This is a genomic window from Pseudomonadota bacterium, from assembly GCA_034189865.1.
Taxonomy (GTDB): domain Bacteria; phylum Pseudomonadota; class Gammaproteobacteria; order UBA5335; family UBA5335; genus JAXHTV01.
The window spans coordinates 1-17,501 of sequence record JAXHTV010000041.1; the positions used below are offsets into that span (position 1 = coordinate 1).

At 58.0% G+C, this 17,501-nt stretch carries 13 protein-coding genes; 8 read left to right on the top strand and 5 right to left on the bottom strand.

The genetic code is table 11. From position 1 onward, the window contains the following. The first annotated feature begins 389 nt into the window (after window positions 1–389). Both mgtE and SVU69_12775 read left to right on the top strand, forming a co-directional pair. The gene (mgtE, locus tag SVU69_12770; protein MDY6943869.1) at window positions 390–1,835 is read left to right on the top strand and encodes a magnesium transporter; all 1,446 of its coding nucleotides are present in this window, start codon (window positions 390–392) and stop codon (window positions 1,833–1,835) included. Between the two features lie 175 nt (window positions 1,836–2,010). Further along, window positions 2,011–3,066: a LysM peptidoglycan-binding domain-containing protein gene (locus SVU69_12775; GenBank protein ID MDY6943870.1), complete on the top strand. Its 1,056-nt coding sequence runs from the start codon at window positions 2,011–2,013 to the stop codon at window positions 3,064–3,066. A gap of 15 nt (window positions 3,067–3,081) precedes the next feature. Here the strand turns inward: SVU69_12775 and SVU69_12780 are convergent, their stop codons facing one another. Both SVU69_12780 and SVU69_12785 read right to left on the bottom strand, forming a co-directional pair. Next, complete coding sequence (locus SVU69_12780) at window positions 3,082–3,990, bottom strand: hypothetical protein (GenBank protein MDY6943871.1); 909 nt, start codon at window positions 3,988–3,990, stop codon at window positions 3,082–3,084. After that, window positions 3,987–5,009 (bottom strand): polysaccharide deacetylase family protein, encoded by a 1,023-nt coding sequence (locus SVU69_12785; protein ID MDY6943872.1) that lies wholly within the window; start codon window positions 5,007–5,009, stop codon window positions 3,987–3,989. The genes SVU69_12780 and SVU69_12785 overlap by 4 nt, the downstream gene beginning before the upstream one ends. A gap of 365 nt (window positions 5,010–5,374) precedes the next feature. Here SVU69_12785 and SVU69_12790 point away from each other — a divergent pair, with 365 nt between their 5' ends. Next, the gene (locus SVU69_12790) at window positions 5,375–7,156 is read left to right on the top strand and encodes an AMP-binding protein (GenBank protein MDY6943873.1); all 1,782 of its coding nucleotides are present in this window, start codon (window positions 5,375–5,377) and stop codon (window positions 7,154–7,156) included. Window positions 7,157–7,179: 23 nt separating this feature from the next. Here the strand turns inward: SVU69_12790 and SVU69_12795 are convergent, their stop codons facing one another. After that, the gene (locus tag SVU69_12795; protein MDY6943874.1) at window positions 7,180–8,028 is read right to left on the bottom strand and encodes an SDR family oxidoreductase; all 849 of its coding nucleotides are present in this window, start codon (window positions 8,026–8,028) and stop codon (window positions 7,180–7,182) included. A 409-nt stretch (window positions 8,029–8,437) separates the two neighbouring features. On the opposite strand from SVU69_12795, the gene SVU69_12800 reads away from it, so the two are divergent. After that, window positions 8,438–10,831: a PAS domain S-box protein gene (locus SVU69_12800; protein MDY6943875.1), complete on the top strand. Its 2,394-nt coding sequence runs from the start codon at window positions 8,438–8,440 to the stop codon at window positions 10,829–10,831. Between the two features lie 27 nt (window positions 10,832–10,858). Here SVU69_12800 and SVU69_12805 read toward each other — a convergent pair whose 3' ends face one another. Then, complete coding sequence (locus tag SVU69_12805; protein MDY6943876.1) at window positions 10,859–12,070, bottom strand: argininosuccinate synthase; 1,212 nt, start codon at window positions 12,068–12,070, stop codon at window positions 10,859–10,861. 292 nt (window positions 12,071–12,362) lie between these two features. Here SVU69_12805 and galE point away from each other — a divergent pair, with 292 nt between their 5' ends. Next, window positions 12,363–13,349, top strand: coding sequence for a UDP-glucose 4-epimerase GalE (galE, locus tag SVU69_12810; protein MDY6943877.1), 987 nt, complete (start codon window positions 12,363–12,365; stop codon window positions 13,347–13,349). Here the strand turns inward: galE and SVU69_12815 are convergent. Further along, on the bottom strand, window positions 13,346–14,512 hold the full coding sequence (locus tag SVU69_12815) for a glycosyltransferase family 4 protein (GenBank protein ID MDY6943878.1): 1,167 nt from the start codon (window positions 14,510–14,512) through the stop codon (window positions 13,346–13,348). The genes galE and SVU69_12815 overlap by 4 nt on opposite strands. Window positions 14,513–14,728: 216 nt before the next feature. Here SVU69_12815 and SVU69_12820 point away from each other — a divergent pair, with 216 nt between their 5' ends. The 3 genes from SVU69_12820 to SVU69_12830 form a co-directional block, all read left to right on the top strand. Further along, on the top strand, window positions 14,729–15,637 hold the full coding sequence (locus SVU69_12820; protein ID MDY6943879.1) for a glycosyltransferase: 909 nt from the start codon (window positions 14,729–14,731) through the stop codon (window positions 15,635–15,637). After that, window positions 15,624–16,607, top strand: a complete 984-nt coding sequence (locus SVU69_12825) for a glycosyltransferase family 2 protein (GenBank protein ID MDY6943880.1) — start codon at window positions 15,624–15,626, stop codon at window positions 16,605–16,607. Before SVU69_12820 ends, SVU69_12825 begins: the two co-directional genes overlap by 14 nt. Next, a partial coding sequence (locus SVU69_12830; protein ID MDY6943881.1) for a glycosyltransferase occupies window positions 16,604–17,501 on the top strand: 898 nt, incomplete at its 3' end. The genes SVU69_12825 and SVU69_12830, both read left to right, overlap by 4 nt.

Below are 17,501 nucleotides of genomic sequence, written 5' to 3' on the forward strand. Positions count from 1 at the left end.
CAGTCCGGCCGGTCGGCCACCAGCTCCAGTTCAAACCCATAAAGACCACTGAGCCGCTCTTCGCCACGAAAACTCAGGACGTCCCAATACTCACCCGTGGATAGCTCAAAATGAAAGCCCGATGCGGTGGTCATGGGTGAGGGGTTTCCCTGGAGGTCTGAAGCATCGAGTTCCATTCAACGGCAACCGGACGAATCGCAGCCGAGCTTAGCAAGCGAGTCCGAAGCTGCCAAGGCATAAAGGCTGGACGATTGAGATCGATCAGAAAAATAACCGGCCCGCACGGGAAACAAAAACCAACTCAAACATCGAACGGCCCCCTGACGTCATGATATACGGGCTAAGATATCCCGAGTTTTAATCCGCTCCTTATCACCCGGATGCAGAACATGTCTGAACAAGCCCGGCCTGAACCGCCCAAGCACGATGCACAAAGCCGTCTTGCCGAGATTATCGACCTTGTTCACAAACACCACGTGGTGGAGCAGGTCCTAGACCGCTCTCAAACACCACATCGCGAACTGGCCGAGTTAGTCCTGCAACGGCAGCAGATCGGGGAGCTCAAACGCAAGCTGAAACGCCTGCATCCCGCGGACATCGCCCATCTTCTGGAAACGCTACCCATCGTGGACCGAACCCATATTTGGCAATTGGTGCGGGGTGAATCGGAGGGCGAAATTTTATTGGAGCTTTCCGATGCGGTGCGGGAAAGCCTGATTGCCCAGATGACGCCCACCGATTTGCAACAGGCCGCTGCGCAATTGGATTCAGACGAGTTGGCTGATCTGGCCGATAATCTGCCCTCCCATGTTCTACACCGCGTTATGGATGCTATGGATGCCGAAAATCGCGCCCGCTTTCAGGCCTCCCGCGCCTACCCGGAGGACACCGTGGGCGCCTTGATGGACTACGAAATGGTTTCCCTTCGCGAGGAGATCAGCCTGGATGTGTGCCTGCGCTATCTGCGACGTCGGCGCGAACTGCCCGCACAAACCGACAAGCTGTTTATCACCGATCGCGGGGGCATGCTCAAAGGCGTGCTGCCCTTGGCCTGGCTAATCCAACACAAGCCGGAGCAATGCGTCGCTGAGGTGATGGCTCGGGACGTAGTGACGTTTCATCCCGAAGACTCAGCCCAAGTGGCGGCCCTGGCTTTCGAGCGTTACGATTTGCTGTCCGCCCCAGTCGTGGATGAAGCGGGACGGGTGATCGGCCGGATCGCGATCGATCAGGTGATGGATTTTCTTCGTGAGGACCGGGATACCGAGCGGTTGAATCTGGCCGGCTTGCGACAGGAAGAAGACTGGTCGGCAGGCATTTGGTCGAGTGCCCGCAACCGCTGGCCCTGGTTGGCGGTGAACCTGCTCACGGCATTGGTGGCCTCTCGTGTGATCGGCCTTTTTGAAACCACCATCGAGCAGGTGGTGGCGTTGGCAACCTTGTTGCCCATCATCGCCGGTATCTGTGGCAATACCGGCAACCAAACGGCGGCTCTTATCATCAGGGCGCTGGCGCTCAATCACATCAATGAGAACAATCAGCAGCACGTGTTCGCGAAGGAGCTGGGTGTTGCCGTACTCAATGGTTTGGTTTGGGGAGCGATTGTGGGCACCGTGGCTTACGCCCTGTACGGACAATTTTTGCTCGGCTTCGTGATGACCGTGGCCATGATCGTCACGCTGGGGCTCGCCGCGCTATGCGGTGTGTTGATACCCATCGGCATGCACCGCCTGGGCCGTGACCCGGTGATGGGCACCAGCATTCTGCTCACCGCAACCATCGACAGCGGCGGATTTTTTATCTTTCTCGGACTCGCCAGCCTATTGTTGATCTAAACCAACGGTTCGCGAGGACAAACTGTGTCGACACATATCCCCCGCCGAGTTTGCTATCATCGCGGCTGCTTCGGCGCGCCAAAAGCCGCAAGCAAGCGTGTCGCCAAGACATCCTCCGACATCTAGTTTCACTGACACTATCGTACCGGGAAGTCGACCAGGAGCATCCAGAGTCATGGGAATCAAGCTTAGTTATACAGAACGCTTAAGATTCAGGTTTCCGGTGGCTCCGTTACTGATTTGTCTCCTGGCGTTGGTTCTGACCGCCTGCGCGAGCACAGGCGACGAACAAGCTCTCGATGAGGACGTCGTTCTCGCGCCGGAGCCCGCCGCGCCCACTTACACTTCAATGGCGCAGACGCCGAAAGAAGCGGTGCGGATCGCACTGGAATTTCTGCAAGTCGGCGACGCTGAGAATGCCAAAATTGAGTTGCTGCGTGCATTGGAGCTCGATCCACGCCATCTCCGCGCACAATCCCTGTTGGTGCAAATAGAAACAGCGCCCCAAGATTATTTCGGGTCGAAGTACCGTACTTATCGTGTACAGCGGGGTGATTCGTTATCCACGATCGCCGCTCGGGCGTTTAAAGATCCGTATCAGTTCTATGCGCTGGCCAAGTACAACGGAATCACCGCTCCGAACGAGCTGACTGTCGGGCAGTCGATCAAGATTCCCACGACACTTCTCGGCAAGCCGGCAAGCGGTTTGGATGCACTATTCGCTCCGCCCAAACAACCATCGACCCCGCCAACAAAAGCCAAACCATCGGCGCCCGAGCCAGAACCAACGTTAGCGTCGGATTCGGGTTCCGATTCGATTCCACAAACGACGCCGGAAGCGGTAGCGGATGCGCCCGCTCCGAGGGATAACGAATCGTCAGTGGATCTCGCCGCTGAGGAAGCCGATGATTCGGAACAGAACAACTTCGACAAACTTTTCCAAGAAGCCGCGGCCGCCGAAGCGGCCGGTAACAACGAACTGGCCGTCAGCATTCTCAACGACTTACTCGATCAAAACCCGGACTATCCGGGGGCGAGGGAAAAACGCGACAAGTTGCAAGCGGATTGGGTAGAACAGCGGTATCAGTCGGGCCTGGATGCGTACCGCAAGCAGGATCTCGATGAAGCCATTCTCATTTGGGACGAAGTGCTGGCGCTGGATCCCAAACACCAGCCGGCACGTCTGTATCGCGACCGCGCTGTGGACCTGCAAAGCCGCCTGAACCGGTAGCGGACTCAAAGAAAATCAGGGGTAAGCGCCGCCGCCCAGGGTTTGAAACAACTGCTGAGTGCGTCGGGCTTGCGACAATCGGGCCTGGGCTTCGGCGTTGGTCGAGTCGTACGCCAAACTCTGTTCCCATAACGCGATGGCTTTGTCCGGATCATGGCTATAAGCCCGTAATCCCGCCTCGTAAGCCTCAATCGAAAGACTCTGACGCAACGTTTGCAGCATGTCTTTCGCCAGGCGTTGATCAGGCCCCTGGTATTCCGACGCCTGACTGAGATAAGCCAGAGCCTGTTTTTTATCGCCGGCGCCGAGTTTCTCTTTGGCCAGCTGGCGGTAGGCGCTTCCCAGCAGTGCTTGGGTCGCGTCGCTATTGGCGAGGTGATTCAGCGCTTCTAGCTCACTAATCGCATCCAACGAACGACCCTCGGCGATCAGCTGCTGTGCTTGCTTCAACTTTTGGGCCGACTGGGTCGGCTTGGCCGCGTGATAATGGGTGGGTGTCGTTGCCCGCCGTTTGGCCAACTGATAATCCATCTCCCGCAAGGACTTCAGCGCCACTTCGTTATGGGGAGCCAGTGCCAACGCCTGCAGGTAATAACGTTTGGCTCGCGAGCGTTCCCCCGAGCGCTGCGCGCGTTGACCCTGGGCAATGAATTCCGATGACTTTTCAGCAATGTCGGACTGTAAACGTACGATGGAGCGCGCAGCGTCCCCATCGGCCGGGCTGAGTGTTTGAATAATCTGCCACTGGATCAAGGCATTGGCCAGATCACCGCTCTCCTCGAACGCCTGGGCACTCGCACGATGGCGCGCATCGGCCGCATCCCGCTGCTGCTCAAGCGTCACGGGGTTGTTCGCACAACCCGCGACCAACACGCTGACGACCCATCCGAGTCCAACTAAGGTTCGTGTAATTGTGCTCATCATGAGTTGTTCATTGGCTCGAAGGTCTTTAACCGGCGTTCGAAATCGGCCAGCGTATGGTCACCAAAAATCATCGTTCGCCGGAGCATCAGCGGATACGCATAAGCGGCGTTGCCACCGGGTGTGACCGTCAACGCCATACGGTAGCCCTGCTCCTCGAGGGCTGACAACGCTTCATCACTTGATGCGCCGTAGGGATAAGCGAACGCATCCAAAGAATCGGTTGTGAATTCTGCCAAAGCCCGACGGGGAACGGCCAACTCCTCGCTGACTCTGGAACTGAATGCCGTTTTTGACTCCCCTTCTTCCGGCCGGCCGAGATGGCTATGGGTTTTGGAGTGCGGTTGGATATCAATTAACCCGCTCGCGGCCATATGACGCAACTGCTCACGGGTCAGGCCCGCTGGAGCCCCCACAAAATCGGAGTAGACGAACAAGGTCGCGGGGTAATCGAAAGACCGGAGTATCGGGTAGGCCACATCGAAAAACGATCGATAACCATCGTCGACGGTGATCACCACCGCACGTTCGGGCAGATCTCCGCGACCTTCCAGGAAAGCCTTCAGCGCTTCCAGTCGCACCACGCGGTAACCCTCTCGCTTGAGGAAAGCCATTTGTTCGCGAAAGCGGGCCGGCGAGACCACCATTTTGTGACGTTCCGATCCGAAGCGGTGGTAACACAGCACGGGCACCACCTGATAGCCGCTCGAGCGAACGCCGGTGGGATTCCCATTCACCAGCGGAATAACGATTTCCTGACCCGGCGCTAGCCGGTCGATTCCGTTGAAGTCCTGTATTTTCCAGGCCAGCGCGGGATCGCCAAGGTAACGTCCAGCCAAGCTGCCTAGCGTATCGTTCTGGCCAGCGACCACAACAGCGAAGCGCTCGTCCTGCGCCAGCACAATGGACTTTCCGGAAAAACCGGCACACCCCACCAACGACGAGAACAGTACCGACAACACTGCGGATCTGAAAAACAAAAGGGGACGAATCGAGGGGCTGATACGGGAAAAAAATGTCATACCGAAAGTCATTATTGTTAGGTCCCCGAACAAGCCATGCGCTTGGTCAAATCTTCCCGGATTTTAGCAAACTCGCCTCGAGAAATCCGAGCCTTCCCGACAAACGGCTTTGACGATGAGAACACACCGCAGTGTGATGGCGGACCGGATCACGTCCAGGCATATCTGCCGTCCCTTCGACTTCAATTGAGCGCCGCCATCCTACGGCCCTCGCGAGCTTGCACATAACTTAGCTAGAGTCCATATTTAAGAATTACGAGATTGAACAACCGTTTAAGATAAGGCGTTGTTCAATGCGGAACTCGCTGAAATCACCAGCGTTTTATCCGCATATAAATGAAAATCAAAGGACGAGGGAACATTGCATGTCTGTACTATCGGAGTTGCGCCGGATGCCGGAATCCCGGCGAGGCGCCATGGCCCCTTTAAAGCAAATCGGGGTCCGCAACGGAATGGTGACACTCACCAAGGCCCTGATTCGCAGTCGCATGAATCGAGCAGAACTGCCTCGCCAATTCATGCTCTCGTTTTGGGACACCCTGGGAAATCGCGAGGCCATCATTGATGGTAAAAACCGCATCACCTTTTCTCAATTCAAAGAACGTGTGCTTCGCTTCGCTAACGGCCTACACAATTTGGGACTGCAACCCGGAGACCGTTTTGCGGAACTGCTTTACAACAGCTCCACGTGGTTTGAGGCCATGGGCGCCGGCACCATCACGGGCATCCACATGCCCATGCTCAATTGGCACCTCAAGCCCAATGAGCTCGCGCAGTGCATCAATGCCTCCGAGCCCAAGGCGCTGCTGGTGGATGCTGAATTTGTCGATGCGATTGTTTCCATTAAAGACAAGATACCGACGGTGAAGCATTTCATCGTCGTCGGCGACACCCATGTCGACGGCATGATCAGTTATGAGCAACTATTGGCCGAATCGGAACCCGTTCTGCCACCGGGAAAATTCGATATGGCGCCCCGCCCCTTTAGTGGCGGCACCACCGGCACACCCAAGTTCATGAACATCAACCGGGATCGCCTCACGGCCGACTCCGACACCGACCGCCGTGGCGCCACCAAAGATGAGTTGGTGCGATTGGGCCTCATGCAGCTAACGGCTTTTTACCACTACAAACTGGGTGAATTGAAAGACCCGGTCACGCGGAACGTGCGATCCCTGATACCGGGTCCGCTCTATCACGCCGGGGTGCAGGTGGGCGTACTGCCGTTTTTTCTCGGGGGTACCGTGGTACCCATGCGGCGATTCGACCCGGAAGGTTTTCTAAAGCTGGTTCAGGAAGAGCGCATTAACTGGGTGTTTGTTGCACCCACGATGCTGGAACGGATATTGGCATTACCCGAGGACGCTAAAAGCCGTTACAACCTGTCGAGTTTACGCACGCTCATTTGCGCCGCCGCACCGTGTCCGCCCAAGGTCAAAAAAGAAATCAATGCCCTGTTCCGGCGGCAAGGTGCGCCTGATGACGTATTCCACGAATACTATGCGGCTTCCGAGACCGGGCTGGTGACTATACTGGCCCCGGAAGACTACCAAGCAGACGAAAAACGCTACGATAGTGTCGGCAAGGTTCGTGGTTGCGATGTTCGTATTTACGACGAGGAAAGCGAGAGTTGGGCGCCGCCCGGCAAGGAAGGTCGCTTGCTCATGCGTACGCCGACGGTTTTCGGATTGGAATATGCCGGTGTCGATGAAGACGCGATGCGTAAGAACTTCAAGGAAATCGACGGCAAGCTTTGGTACGACGACGGTCTGATCGGCTACCTCGATGAGCAGGACTACCTGTACCTCACCTCCCGCGTGAAGGAGATGATCATCTCTGGAGGTGTAAACATCTTCCCCAACGAAATCGAACACGTCATCAAGCACCACCCCAAAGTGTTCGACGTCGCCGTCGTCCGGGCGCCCGACAAAGACCTGGGTGAAGTGGCCGCTGCCGTGGTCCAGCTAAAAGAGGGTCAAACGGCCACCGCGGAAGAAATCATTGAACATTGCAAACAGGAAGGACTTTACGGCTTCAAGATTCCGCGTATCGTCGATTTCGGCGAACTGCCGCGGAATCTCGCCGGAAAACTACCCAAGAAACAGCTCGAAGCCCATTACTGGGAAGGTCACGCCACCTACGGCTGATCGAACATCTCTGCCGGATTGTGTCAGGCCGCTTTGGCCTGGTGCAATCCGGTGACCTCTTCCGCCAAGGCCCAAAGGCGCTCCGCGACGACCCTGTCATAGCTCTCCCTGGACGTTCGCCGGGGTTTTCGGTTGACGAAGTATTGTCCCGTCACCTCCGCCACATCGGGCGAAGTCGCCAGATAAATGGGGGTATCAGCACCTTTGCGGGGACTTTTCAGAAACGGGCGAATGAACTTGGGGTTGGACTCAAGGTTGGAGCCGATCACCCCCGGATGCAAACAGTTGACTGTCACCCCGGTACCCCGTAACCGGTCCGCCATGAGATAAGTGAACATAATGGTGGCCAGCTTGGAGCTGGCGTAGGTCCGGAACATGTTGTAACGCTGCTCGGCCTGCAGGTCATCGAAATTGATATGACCCAACCGATGAAGCATGGACGCGAGATTGATCACCCGCGATGGAGCAGCCGCTTTAAGGGCATCCAGCAACAGGTGAGTGAGCAAAAACGGCGCTAGAAAATGCACCGCAAACTGCAGCTCAAAACCGTCCGCCGAGACCTCCCGTTTGGGCTTCATGATTCCAGCGTTGTGGATGAGTACATCCAGTCGTTTGTATCGTTCATTGAACGATTCGGCCAAGGCGCGAACATCCTGCAAGCTGGCAAGGTCCGCCACCAACAAATCGATTTGGGAATTGCCGGTAGCGCGCTGGATCGACTCCCGAGCCTCGTTGCCTTTCGCTTCATTCCGACAAACCATCACCACCTGAGCGCTCCGGGCAGCCAAACCCGCCGCGGTCTCCCGGCCAATGCCAGAGTTTGCGCCAGTGACAACGCAGATCTTGCCGGTCATATTCGAACCCGTGCTCATCGTGATCCCTCCCTGCCCGCGCCCTTTCGATCGGTTCTTGTTCAAGAATAGTCGCTGCCGTTGGACTGACAAATGCATCTCGCCGATGCGCGCACATTAAAAGGCGGGGCGGCCAAGCCCCGACCGAGCAAGCACCACTGGATGGGACGTCAGGATCCACTGTGAGCGCAGCCCATTTCAATGAAGCGATAAGCTCATGATTAAATTAAATTCTCTTCTTCCCCAGCGAGGCGCATCTTTAACCCGAACAACGAGGTAAAGGTCCCCTAAAAAGCAGACATTACCTGTCGCCGACAACCTTTGAACCTAGGATTTGAAGCTGGCACACTCGGGGACACCCTCGAGCCCTCGTTACCGCAAGACGGACCGTATTTTTGCGGCAGCAGCGCACCACGGAATCAGTCTATTTATGGACAAAAAACAAGAAAGATCCGAAACGTCGCCGGTAAGCGACCACCTCGAAGCGATTGTCGACCACGCACCGACGATGATGTACATCAAAAACCCGGCTGGCGACTATATTTGGGCCAATCGGAAATGCCTCGACTCGGTATCCTTGACCTTGAGCGCCTTGGAAGGCAAACGGGACGAGTATTTTTTCACCCCCGAGATCGCGCAAAAAATGCGAGACGAAGATCAGGAGGTATTGGAGCGTCAGACGCCGCTGGCCTTCGAACTCGCGATGGACTTCGAAGGCCAGAAGGCGACCTTCCTCACCACCAAGTTCCCGCTCTACAACGAAGCGGGTCAACGGGTCGCCGTCGGCGGGATTTCCACCGATATCAGCGAACGCAAGCGCATCGAGGACGGTCTGCGGATTATCGCGGTTGATCTGGGCGGTGCAACGGGATCCGAGCTCTACCAAGGCTTGGCACGGGAGATGGCCAAGCTCTTTGACGTCGACGGCGTAATGATCGGCGTGTTCACAAGCAAAAAACACGACACGATTAAGACACTCGCCGTCTGGCACCAAGACCGATGGGTTGATAGTTTCGACTTTCCGCTTGCGGGCGCCCTTGCCGGACACGTCACGGGTAAGAACGCACAGTTGTTTCACGAAGGGACTGAGAGCTTGTTCCCGGCCGCTGTGCGATCACTCCTGACCGACATCAACAGTGTGTTAGGTGTCCCTTTGTTCGACAGCGCGCGAACCCCGTTGGGTTTTGTGTCCCTAATGAGTTCGAAGCCCATCACCCACGTCCCCGAACAAGACCCATTGCTGCGAATATTCGCCGGCCGCATCGGTGTGGAAGTCGAACGGAACCGGACCGAAAAGGCGCTTTACCGCAGTGAACAGCATCTCAACCTGGCGCTGGAAGCTGGACACATCGGCACCTGGGAATGGGATGTCGCCATGAACCAACTCACTTGGTCGCGTGGGATCGCGGCGGTGATGGCGTTCGAATCCCCCTTACCGAACTCTCCAGAGTCATTTCTGGAGAAGTTGCATCCTGACGATAGAGAGCCTATGAGTGCGTCGGTATACCACTCACTGAAAACCGGCTGCGCGTTTCACATGGAATACCGCGTCGTCCAATCCAATCGACCCATACGGTGGATCGAAGGTCGGGGAAAACTCTATTACGACGCTGAAGGCAATCCCCAGTTTCTGCGCGGCACCGTCGTGGACATCACCAAGCGCAAGCAGGACGCGGAAAAACTTAACGAAGAGAAAAAGCTGGTCGAGAGTGTCTTGTCCAGCCTGCCGGGGGCGTTCTATCTGTTCGATCGCGATGGCGACATGCTCCGATCGAATCAACAAACCGCATCCGTTACCGGTTTTACGATAGAAGAACTCCGCACCATGAAACCGCTAGAGTTTTTCGCGCCGAAGTATCGCGGGGCGGTTAGCACAGCCATTAACAAAACCTTTGCCACTGGAGAAGGCGGCGTGGAAGCGCCGCTAAGAACCAAAGACGGGCGCGAGATTCCCTACTATTTCAATGGCAAGCGAATCGAACTGGAAGGTCGACCCTTCCTCGTCGGTGTCGGCATCGACATCAGCAACCGCAAGCAAGTGGAAGAGAAACTCCAACAATATCGGACCCATTTGGAAGAACTCGTCGAGCAGCGCACCACAGAACTGACAGCACTGAACGAAGAATTGGAGGCCTTCAGTTACTCGGTCTCTCACGATTTGCGAGCCCCGCTGCGCACGATTGAGGGCCTGAGTTTCGCACTGCGAGAAGACTACGAGAAACAACTCGATGATAAAGGACGTAACTACCTGAACCACATCCTCGAAGCGTCAGCGCGTATGAACGAACTCATCGACGATTTAATTAAACTCTCGCGGGTTAACCGGGGCGAGTTGAATCGTCAAATGATGGATTTGAGCCAGCTGGTCAGCGAACGGTCAGAGGAGATACGCAAAAACTATCCTAACCACACCGTGGAAATCGACATCACACCCGGGATTCAGGTCATGGCCGACTGGCGTCTTTTGCGAATCGCCATCGATAATCTACTCGATAACGCGTGGAAGTACACCACCACCCGTGACCGCGGCCAGATCACCTTCAGCGCGGTTGAAAAATCCGGTCACCGCGTATTTTATATTCGCGACAACGGCGTGGGTTTCGACATGCAGTGTGCCGGTAATCTGTTCACGCCCTTTCAACGACTGCACGACAGTCAAACCTTTCCCGGAACCGGCATCGGCCTTGCCACGGTCAAACGGGTCATTAGCCGGCACGGCGGAGATGTCTGGGCCGAGGCTACGCCCGATGGCGGTGCAACCTTCTGTTTCACGCTCGGCAACGGTTACCCTCAAGAATCGGAGGCGGCCGACACGGAACATTAAGCCGGCCGCCCCGCAGCCCACGATGCTTTAGCGGCCGGCGTTTTTGCGGGCCGCAATCGCGAGCCGCAAGGCATTGAGCTTGATAAAGCCGGTGGCGTCGGCCTGGTTGTAAGCCCCCGCATCATCTTCGAAGGTCGCGATATTGGCATCGAACAAGCTGTTCTCCGACTTGCGGCCAACGACTGTCACGTTGCCCTTGTAAAGCTTAAGGCGAACAACCCCGTTGACCACCGACTGGCTGCTGTCGATCGCTTGTTGCAACATCCGGCGCTCCGGACTCCACCAGTAGCCGTTGTAAATCAGGCTGGCATAACGCGGCATGAACTCATCTTTGAGATGAGCGACCTCACGATCCAGCGTGATCGATTCGATGGCTCGGTGGGCTTTCAGCAGAATGGTGCCACCTGGGGTTTCGTAACACCCCCGGGATTTCATGCCCACATAACGATTTTCGACGATATCGGCGCGTCCCACGCCGTTTAAGCCGCCAATTTGATTGAGCCGGGCCAGTATCGTGGCCGGCGACATCTGTTCGCCATCGATGGCGACCACGTCGCCACCTTGGAACGTCAATTCCAGATACAAGGGCTCGTCGGGTGCTGCCTCAGGCGCCACCGACCATCGCCACATGGACTCCTCTGCCTCGGCCCAGGGATCTTCCAATATGCCGCCCTCGTAGGAAATATGCAGCAGATTGGCATCCATGGAATAAGGGGACTTCTTGCCCTGTCGATCAATGGAGATACCATGCTTTTCGGCATAAGCAAGTAGCTTCTCGCGCGAGTTCAGATCCCACTCTCGCCACGGCGCAATCACCCGAATCGCCGGATTCAGTGCGTAAGCACCCAGCTCGAACCGCACTTGATCGTTGCCCTTACCGGTGGCGCCGTGTGAGATCGCGTCGGATCCCGTCTTTTTGGCGATTTCCACCAGGCGCTTGGCAATCAGCGGACGGGCGATAGACGTGCCGAGCAGATACTCGCCCTCGTAGAGGGTGTTCGCGCGAAACATGGGGAATACAAAGTCACGGACGAACTCTTCGCGCAGATCTTCAATGAAGATCTCTTTTACGCCCAGCGCCTCGGCTTTGACACGGGCAGGCCCGAGCTCTTCACCTTGCCCCAGATCAGCGGTGAAGGTGACCACTTCGCAGTCGTACTGCTCCGCCAGCCACTTGAGAATGACGGACGTATCGAGCCCGCCGGAATAAGCCAGGACAACTTTGCTGATCTGGGACATGGATTGCCTCACCCTAACGCGCTGAACGAACGGCCATTGCGCCGAAACTTAAGCGCGCCATAGTAGCAGAAACCGCAAGGTCGGCCGAGTGTCTCGATGCGTTGGAACGCTCTGCCATGACAGCGCTAGACGAACGCTTACCCGGATGGATCGCGGACGAAATAAGCCGCCGCGATAGCCTTACCGGTGAACCGCTGCCCTAGGCACCGATCTCTCGCAATGCTAATGTGGCACGCCGTTCGAATGGCGAAATCCAGGATGACTGCTCCGGGGGCTTGAGAGGTTCGGTTCATTGCGGAAAAACGCGATACTGGTAACAGGCGGCGCCGGCTACATCGGCAGTCACGTCGTGCGGCAATTGGGAGAGCGTGGGGAGAACATCGTCGTCCTGGACGATCTGTCCTCGGGCCACCGCGGGGCGGTGCTGTATGGCGATTTGGTGGTCGGCCGGACGGATGATGCTGTGCTGGTCGACCAGCTAATACGAGATTTCAAGATCGACACGGTTCTGCATTTCGCGGCCTTCACTGCCGTTCCCGAATCGGTCGCGAACCCGCTGAAGTATTACCACAACAACACGGTGGCTACCGAACGCCTGTTGCGGTGCTGTCAAGAGAACAAGATTCGTCATTTCGTATTCTCCTCCACCGCCGCCGTTTACGCCATGCCGGACAACGGCATCGCGGCCGAAGCCTCCCCCACCGTACCCAACAACCCCTACGGACGCTCGAAGTTGGCCTCGGAGTGGATGCTCCGCGACCTGGCGGCGGCATCGAGTCTGCGGCATGTGACCCTGCGCTATTTCAACGTCGCCGGTTGCGACCCCCAAGGCCGTATCGGCCAATCCACGCCCAACGCCACGCAGCTGATCAAAGTCGCCTGCCAAGCCGCAATCGGCACGCGCGAGAAAGTCCAGGTGTTCGGCACCGACTATCCCACTCCAGACGGCACAGGCGTACGCGACTACATTCACGTCGAAGATCTGGCCGATGCGCACCTGAAGGCTCTCGACTACCTCCGCGGCGGTGGTGAGTCGACAACCGTCAACTGCGGCTACGGTCACGGCTACAGCGTGCGGGAAGTGTTAGAGGCCGTCGCGCGACTCAGTCAAAACCACCTGACGGTGGAAGAAGCCCCGCGCCGGCCGGGGGATTTGGCCATGATGATCGCCGATGCCGCGCGCATTCGGACGTTACTGAACTGGTCGCCGAAATACGATGATTTGGACAAAATCGTGGGCTCCACGCTGGAGTGGGAGCGCCGTTTAGCGCCGTCTTAACCGGCCAACAACTCCGCGTAGACGTCCAAACTCGCGGCCACCACCTTCTCAACCGCGAATTCCGATTCCGCGAGCCTGCGACCGGCCTGCCCCATTCGCGAACGTAAGGCGGAATCTCCAATCAAGCGCGCCAATGCCTCCGTAAGTGCAGGCGTATCTCGAACAGGCACCAGCAAGCCGTTCACTTCGTGTTGCACGATCTCCCGACAGCCCGGGCTGTCCGTCGTGACAATGGCCCGCCCCCGGGCCGCCGCTTCGATCAGAATTTTGGGCACGCCCTCCCCGTAGGCCGAAGGAAGACAAACGATATGGCTTTCACGGAGTACCTCCGGCATGTCATTTCGATAGCCCCACCATTCGATGGCACCCGAGTCGTGCCAGGATTGGAGCTGACTGCGCGGAACCGCTTCCGGGTTGCCGGTATCCGGCTCACCAACCAAAGCGAAGCGGGCATTGATGCCCCGCTGGCGCAAAGCTTGGGCGGCGGCGACAAATTCGCCCACGCCTTTATCCCATAGCATGCGCGAGGCAAAAACGATCAGCGCCGGTTCCGGTGGCTCGGGCGCGTACGAAAAAGTCGCCACGTCCACCCCCGAACCGCGGATTAAAACTGCGCGCGACTGATCCACCAAGTCGTTGGAAACGAAGGTATCGCGATCGTCCGGGTTCTGAAAAATCACCCGCACGCGCGGAGAACTGAGCGCCAGGCGATACGCTGTTTTGACCGCCCTACGCAACAGACCACCGCGCCACCCCGCGGCGGTGGTGAAGACATACCCCAGCCCCGGCACCGCGTTCACCACCGCCCCGACACCGGCGATTCGGGCCGCGAAACTGCCGTACAACACCGGCTTAATCGTGACGTGGTGCACGAGATCCGGCTTGAACTGACGATAGATTCGATACAACGCAGCCACCGCCGCCAATTCGCCAAGGGGGTTCATGCCTCGACGGGATAGAGCCCAAGGGCAAAAATGAATGCCCTGGGCTTCCAGGCGGGATCGCGCCTTCGCATCATCCGGTGCGGCCAACCACACCTCGGCGCCGGCAGCCACGGCGGCTTTCGCAACCGGTAAGCGATGAGAGAGAAAATAACCGATATCGTTATGTACGAAGAGAATGCGTCGTCCCCGGATCACCGAGGCGGGGTCCGTAGTGCTCAAAATCGCTCCCGTTCCGATGGCGCTCACGCTCGCCAAAACGGCGATTCTAACGCAGCTCACGCCCGCAACGTATGGCCAACGCCGAGAAAAATGCGGCGATGAATACGCCGTACGGGCGGAGCGGTCCCATCTGCCCGCCGATTAGCAGCGTCGGCCAGTCACAGGCGCTACAATAGGCGCCGAATTGGCTGCCAGACGCTTTAAGGACACGCTTTTTTGAATCCGCTCGTCAGTATCGTGATCCCAACCTATAACCGAGCACCGCTCCTGGCACGCTCTATCCGGAGCGTTCTCGCGCAAAGTTGCGGCGATTTCGAGCTCATCGTGGTCGACGACGCCTCGAAGGACAACACGGCCGAAGTCGTACAGGGCTTTGACGATCCGCGGATTCGTTACCTGTGTCACGAGCAAAATCAAGGCGGCGCCCAAGCCCGCAATACGGGCATCGCGGCCGCGTCCGGGCACTATGTGGCCTTTCAGGACAGCGACGATGAATGGCTGCTCGACAAGCTGGCCCTCCAACTGGCGCGCGCGGAATCGGACGACCAGCGGCCAGGCGTGGTGTATTGCGGCTTTGTTCGCTGGGACCCGCCCAACGCCAGCTACACACCGGGCGCAAAAGTCGTTCAACGCGAAGGCGACATTCATCTCGCGGTTCTACGCGACTATTTCATCAGTACGCAAACGGTTCTGGTGCGCCGCGCGTGTTTCGAAGCGGTGGGGACCTTTGACGCTCGCCTCCCACGATTCCAGGACTGGGAGCTGATGATCCGGCTCTCCCAGCGTTTTCACTTTGCCCTGGTCGATGAACCCTTGGTTCTGGTCCACACCACCGCCGACAGCATCACCCGTGATGCCGTCGCCAAATGCAAGGCCCGCGAACTGATCCTGCGAACCCACTACGACACCTTGGCGGCACACCCGGAGATCCTCGCCGACCATCAGTACGCCGTCGGCCACTTGATGTGTTTGCAGGGACGCATGGCGGAAGGCCGGGCGTATCTCGACCAGGCCGTTCACACCCACCGGCGCCACTACAAAGCCCACGCCGCCCGGGCATTGGCGCGACTCGGCCCACAAGCCTATCGACAGGCGACGCAGTGGCGTCAAAGTGCCCGCGGTTAAATCGGGCCGCATTGCCATGAGCTTGCTGGATATTGTCATCGTCAACTGGAACGCGGGCCATCAGCTTCGCGATTGCCTCTCCTCCATCCAGACGGCAATGTCGGACGAGTTCACCCTGGCCCGGGTCGTGGTGGTGGACAACGCATCCACCGACGGGTCGGCCGATGACCTGGAGTCCCTGCCGCTTCCCATCACTGTCATCCGCAATACCGAAAACCGCGGATTCGGGGCGGCGTGTAACCAGGGTGCCGCCGGCTCCAACGCCGACTACCTGTTGTTTTTGAATCCGGACACACGGCTGAACAGCGACAGCCTCCGCCGGCCCATCGTCTTTTTGGACCAGGCCGCTCACGCTCGGGTCGGTGTTTGCGGCATTCGCCTGGTGGACGAGCGGGGCGAGACCGCCCGCCACTGCGCCAAACAAGCGACGCCAGCCATGTTTTGGTCTCGTCTGCTGGGTTTGGATCGCATCGCGCCCGGACGGTTTCCCACCCACATGATGAGCGATTGGGACCATGACGACAGCCGGGACGTGGATCACGTCATGGGGGCGTACTACCTTATAAGACAAGCGCTTTACCAACGTCTGAGCGGATTCGATGAGCGGTTCTTCGTCTATCTGGAAGATTTGGATCTTTCCCAGCGTGTGCGTCAGGCGGACTACGGTATCCACTATCTCGCCGACGCCCAGGCATTCCACAAGGGTGGAGGAACCTCCCAACAAGTGAAGGCCAGACGATTGTTTTACAGCTTGAACAGCCGCCTGTTGTTCGCCTTCAAGCATTTCGACCCCGTTCCGGCTTGGGGTGTGGTGCTCGGAACCTTGTTCGCCGAACCCTTCACCCGGTTGGCCTGGGCCATCGCCCAAGGCGCGCCGCGTCAAGCCCTGGAAACCCTGGGCGCCTATGCGCTGCTGTGGCGCGCCTTGCCGCGAACGCTGCGCACCGCGCGAAGGGGAGTGGGAAAATGAACGTCCTGCTCATGAGCCGATACGGCCGGCTTGGCGCCAGCAGCCGGATGCGCTCGCTCCAGTACGTTCCTTATCTGGAGGCCAACGACGTGTACGTCGATTGGCGTCCGCTGTTGGATGACGACTACGTTCGCGACCTTTACGCCGGCCGCCCCACCAATTGGCGACGGGTGGCCAAAGCCTATGTCACCCGAGCGTTCCAACTGCTTTTCAGCCGGCGCTACGATGTCATCTGGATAGAAAAAGAGCTGTTCCCCATGCTGCCGGCAACCTTCGAGCGATACCTCGGGCAGTTCGGCACCCCGTATGTGGTGGACTACGATGATGCGATTTTCCACAACTACGACCGCCATCGCCGGCCGTGGGTACGACGCGTTTTAGGCCACAAAATCGACCAGGTCATGGCGCGTGCGGCCTGCGTTTTGGCTGGCAACCAATACCTGGCCGACCGCGCCGTGGCGGCGGGTGCCGATCGGGTGGAGATCCTGCCGACGGTCATTGATCTGGAGCGCTATACGGTGGTGCCACCGGACAGCCCCGGATTCACCATCGGTTGGATCGGCTCACCGGGGACGGCCCCCTACCTGTCGCTGGTTGCCGATGCCCTAAGACCCATCTGTGAGCTACCCGATACCCGGCTGTTACTGGTGGGCGCGGGTGAAGCCGGACCGGATCTGCCGGCCGAACGACGCCCCTGGTCGGAAGAGCGGGAAGCGGCCGACATCAGCGAATTCGACGTGGGCATCATGCCCCTGCCCGACGAACCCTTCGAACGGGGCAAATGCGGCTATAAGCTGATTCAGTATATGGCCAGTGGCAAACCGGTGATCGCCTCTCCCGTGGGCGTGAACCGGGAGATCGTCAGCGACGGCGTAGACGGCTATTTGGCGGTCA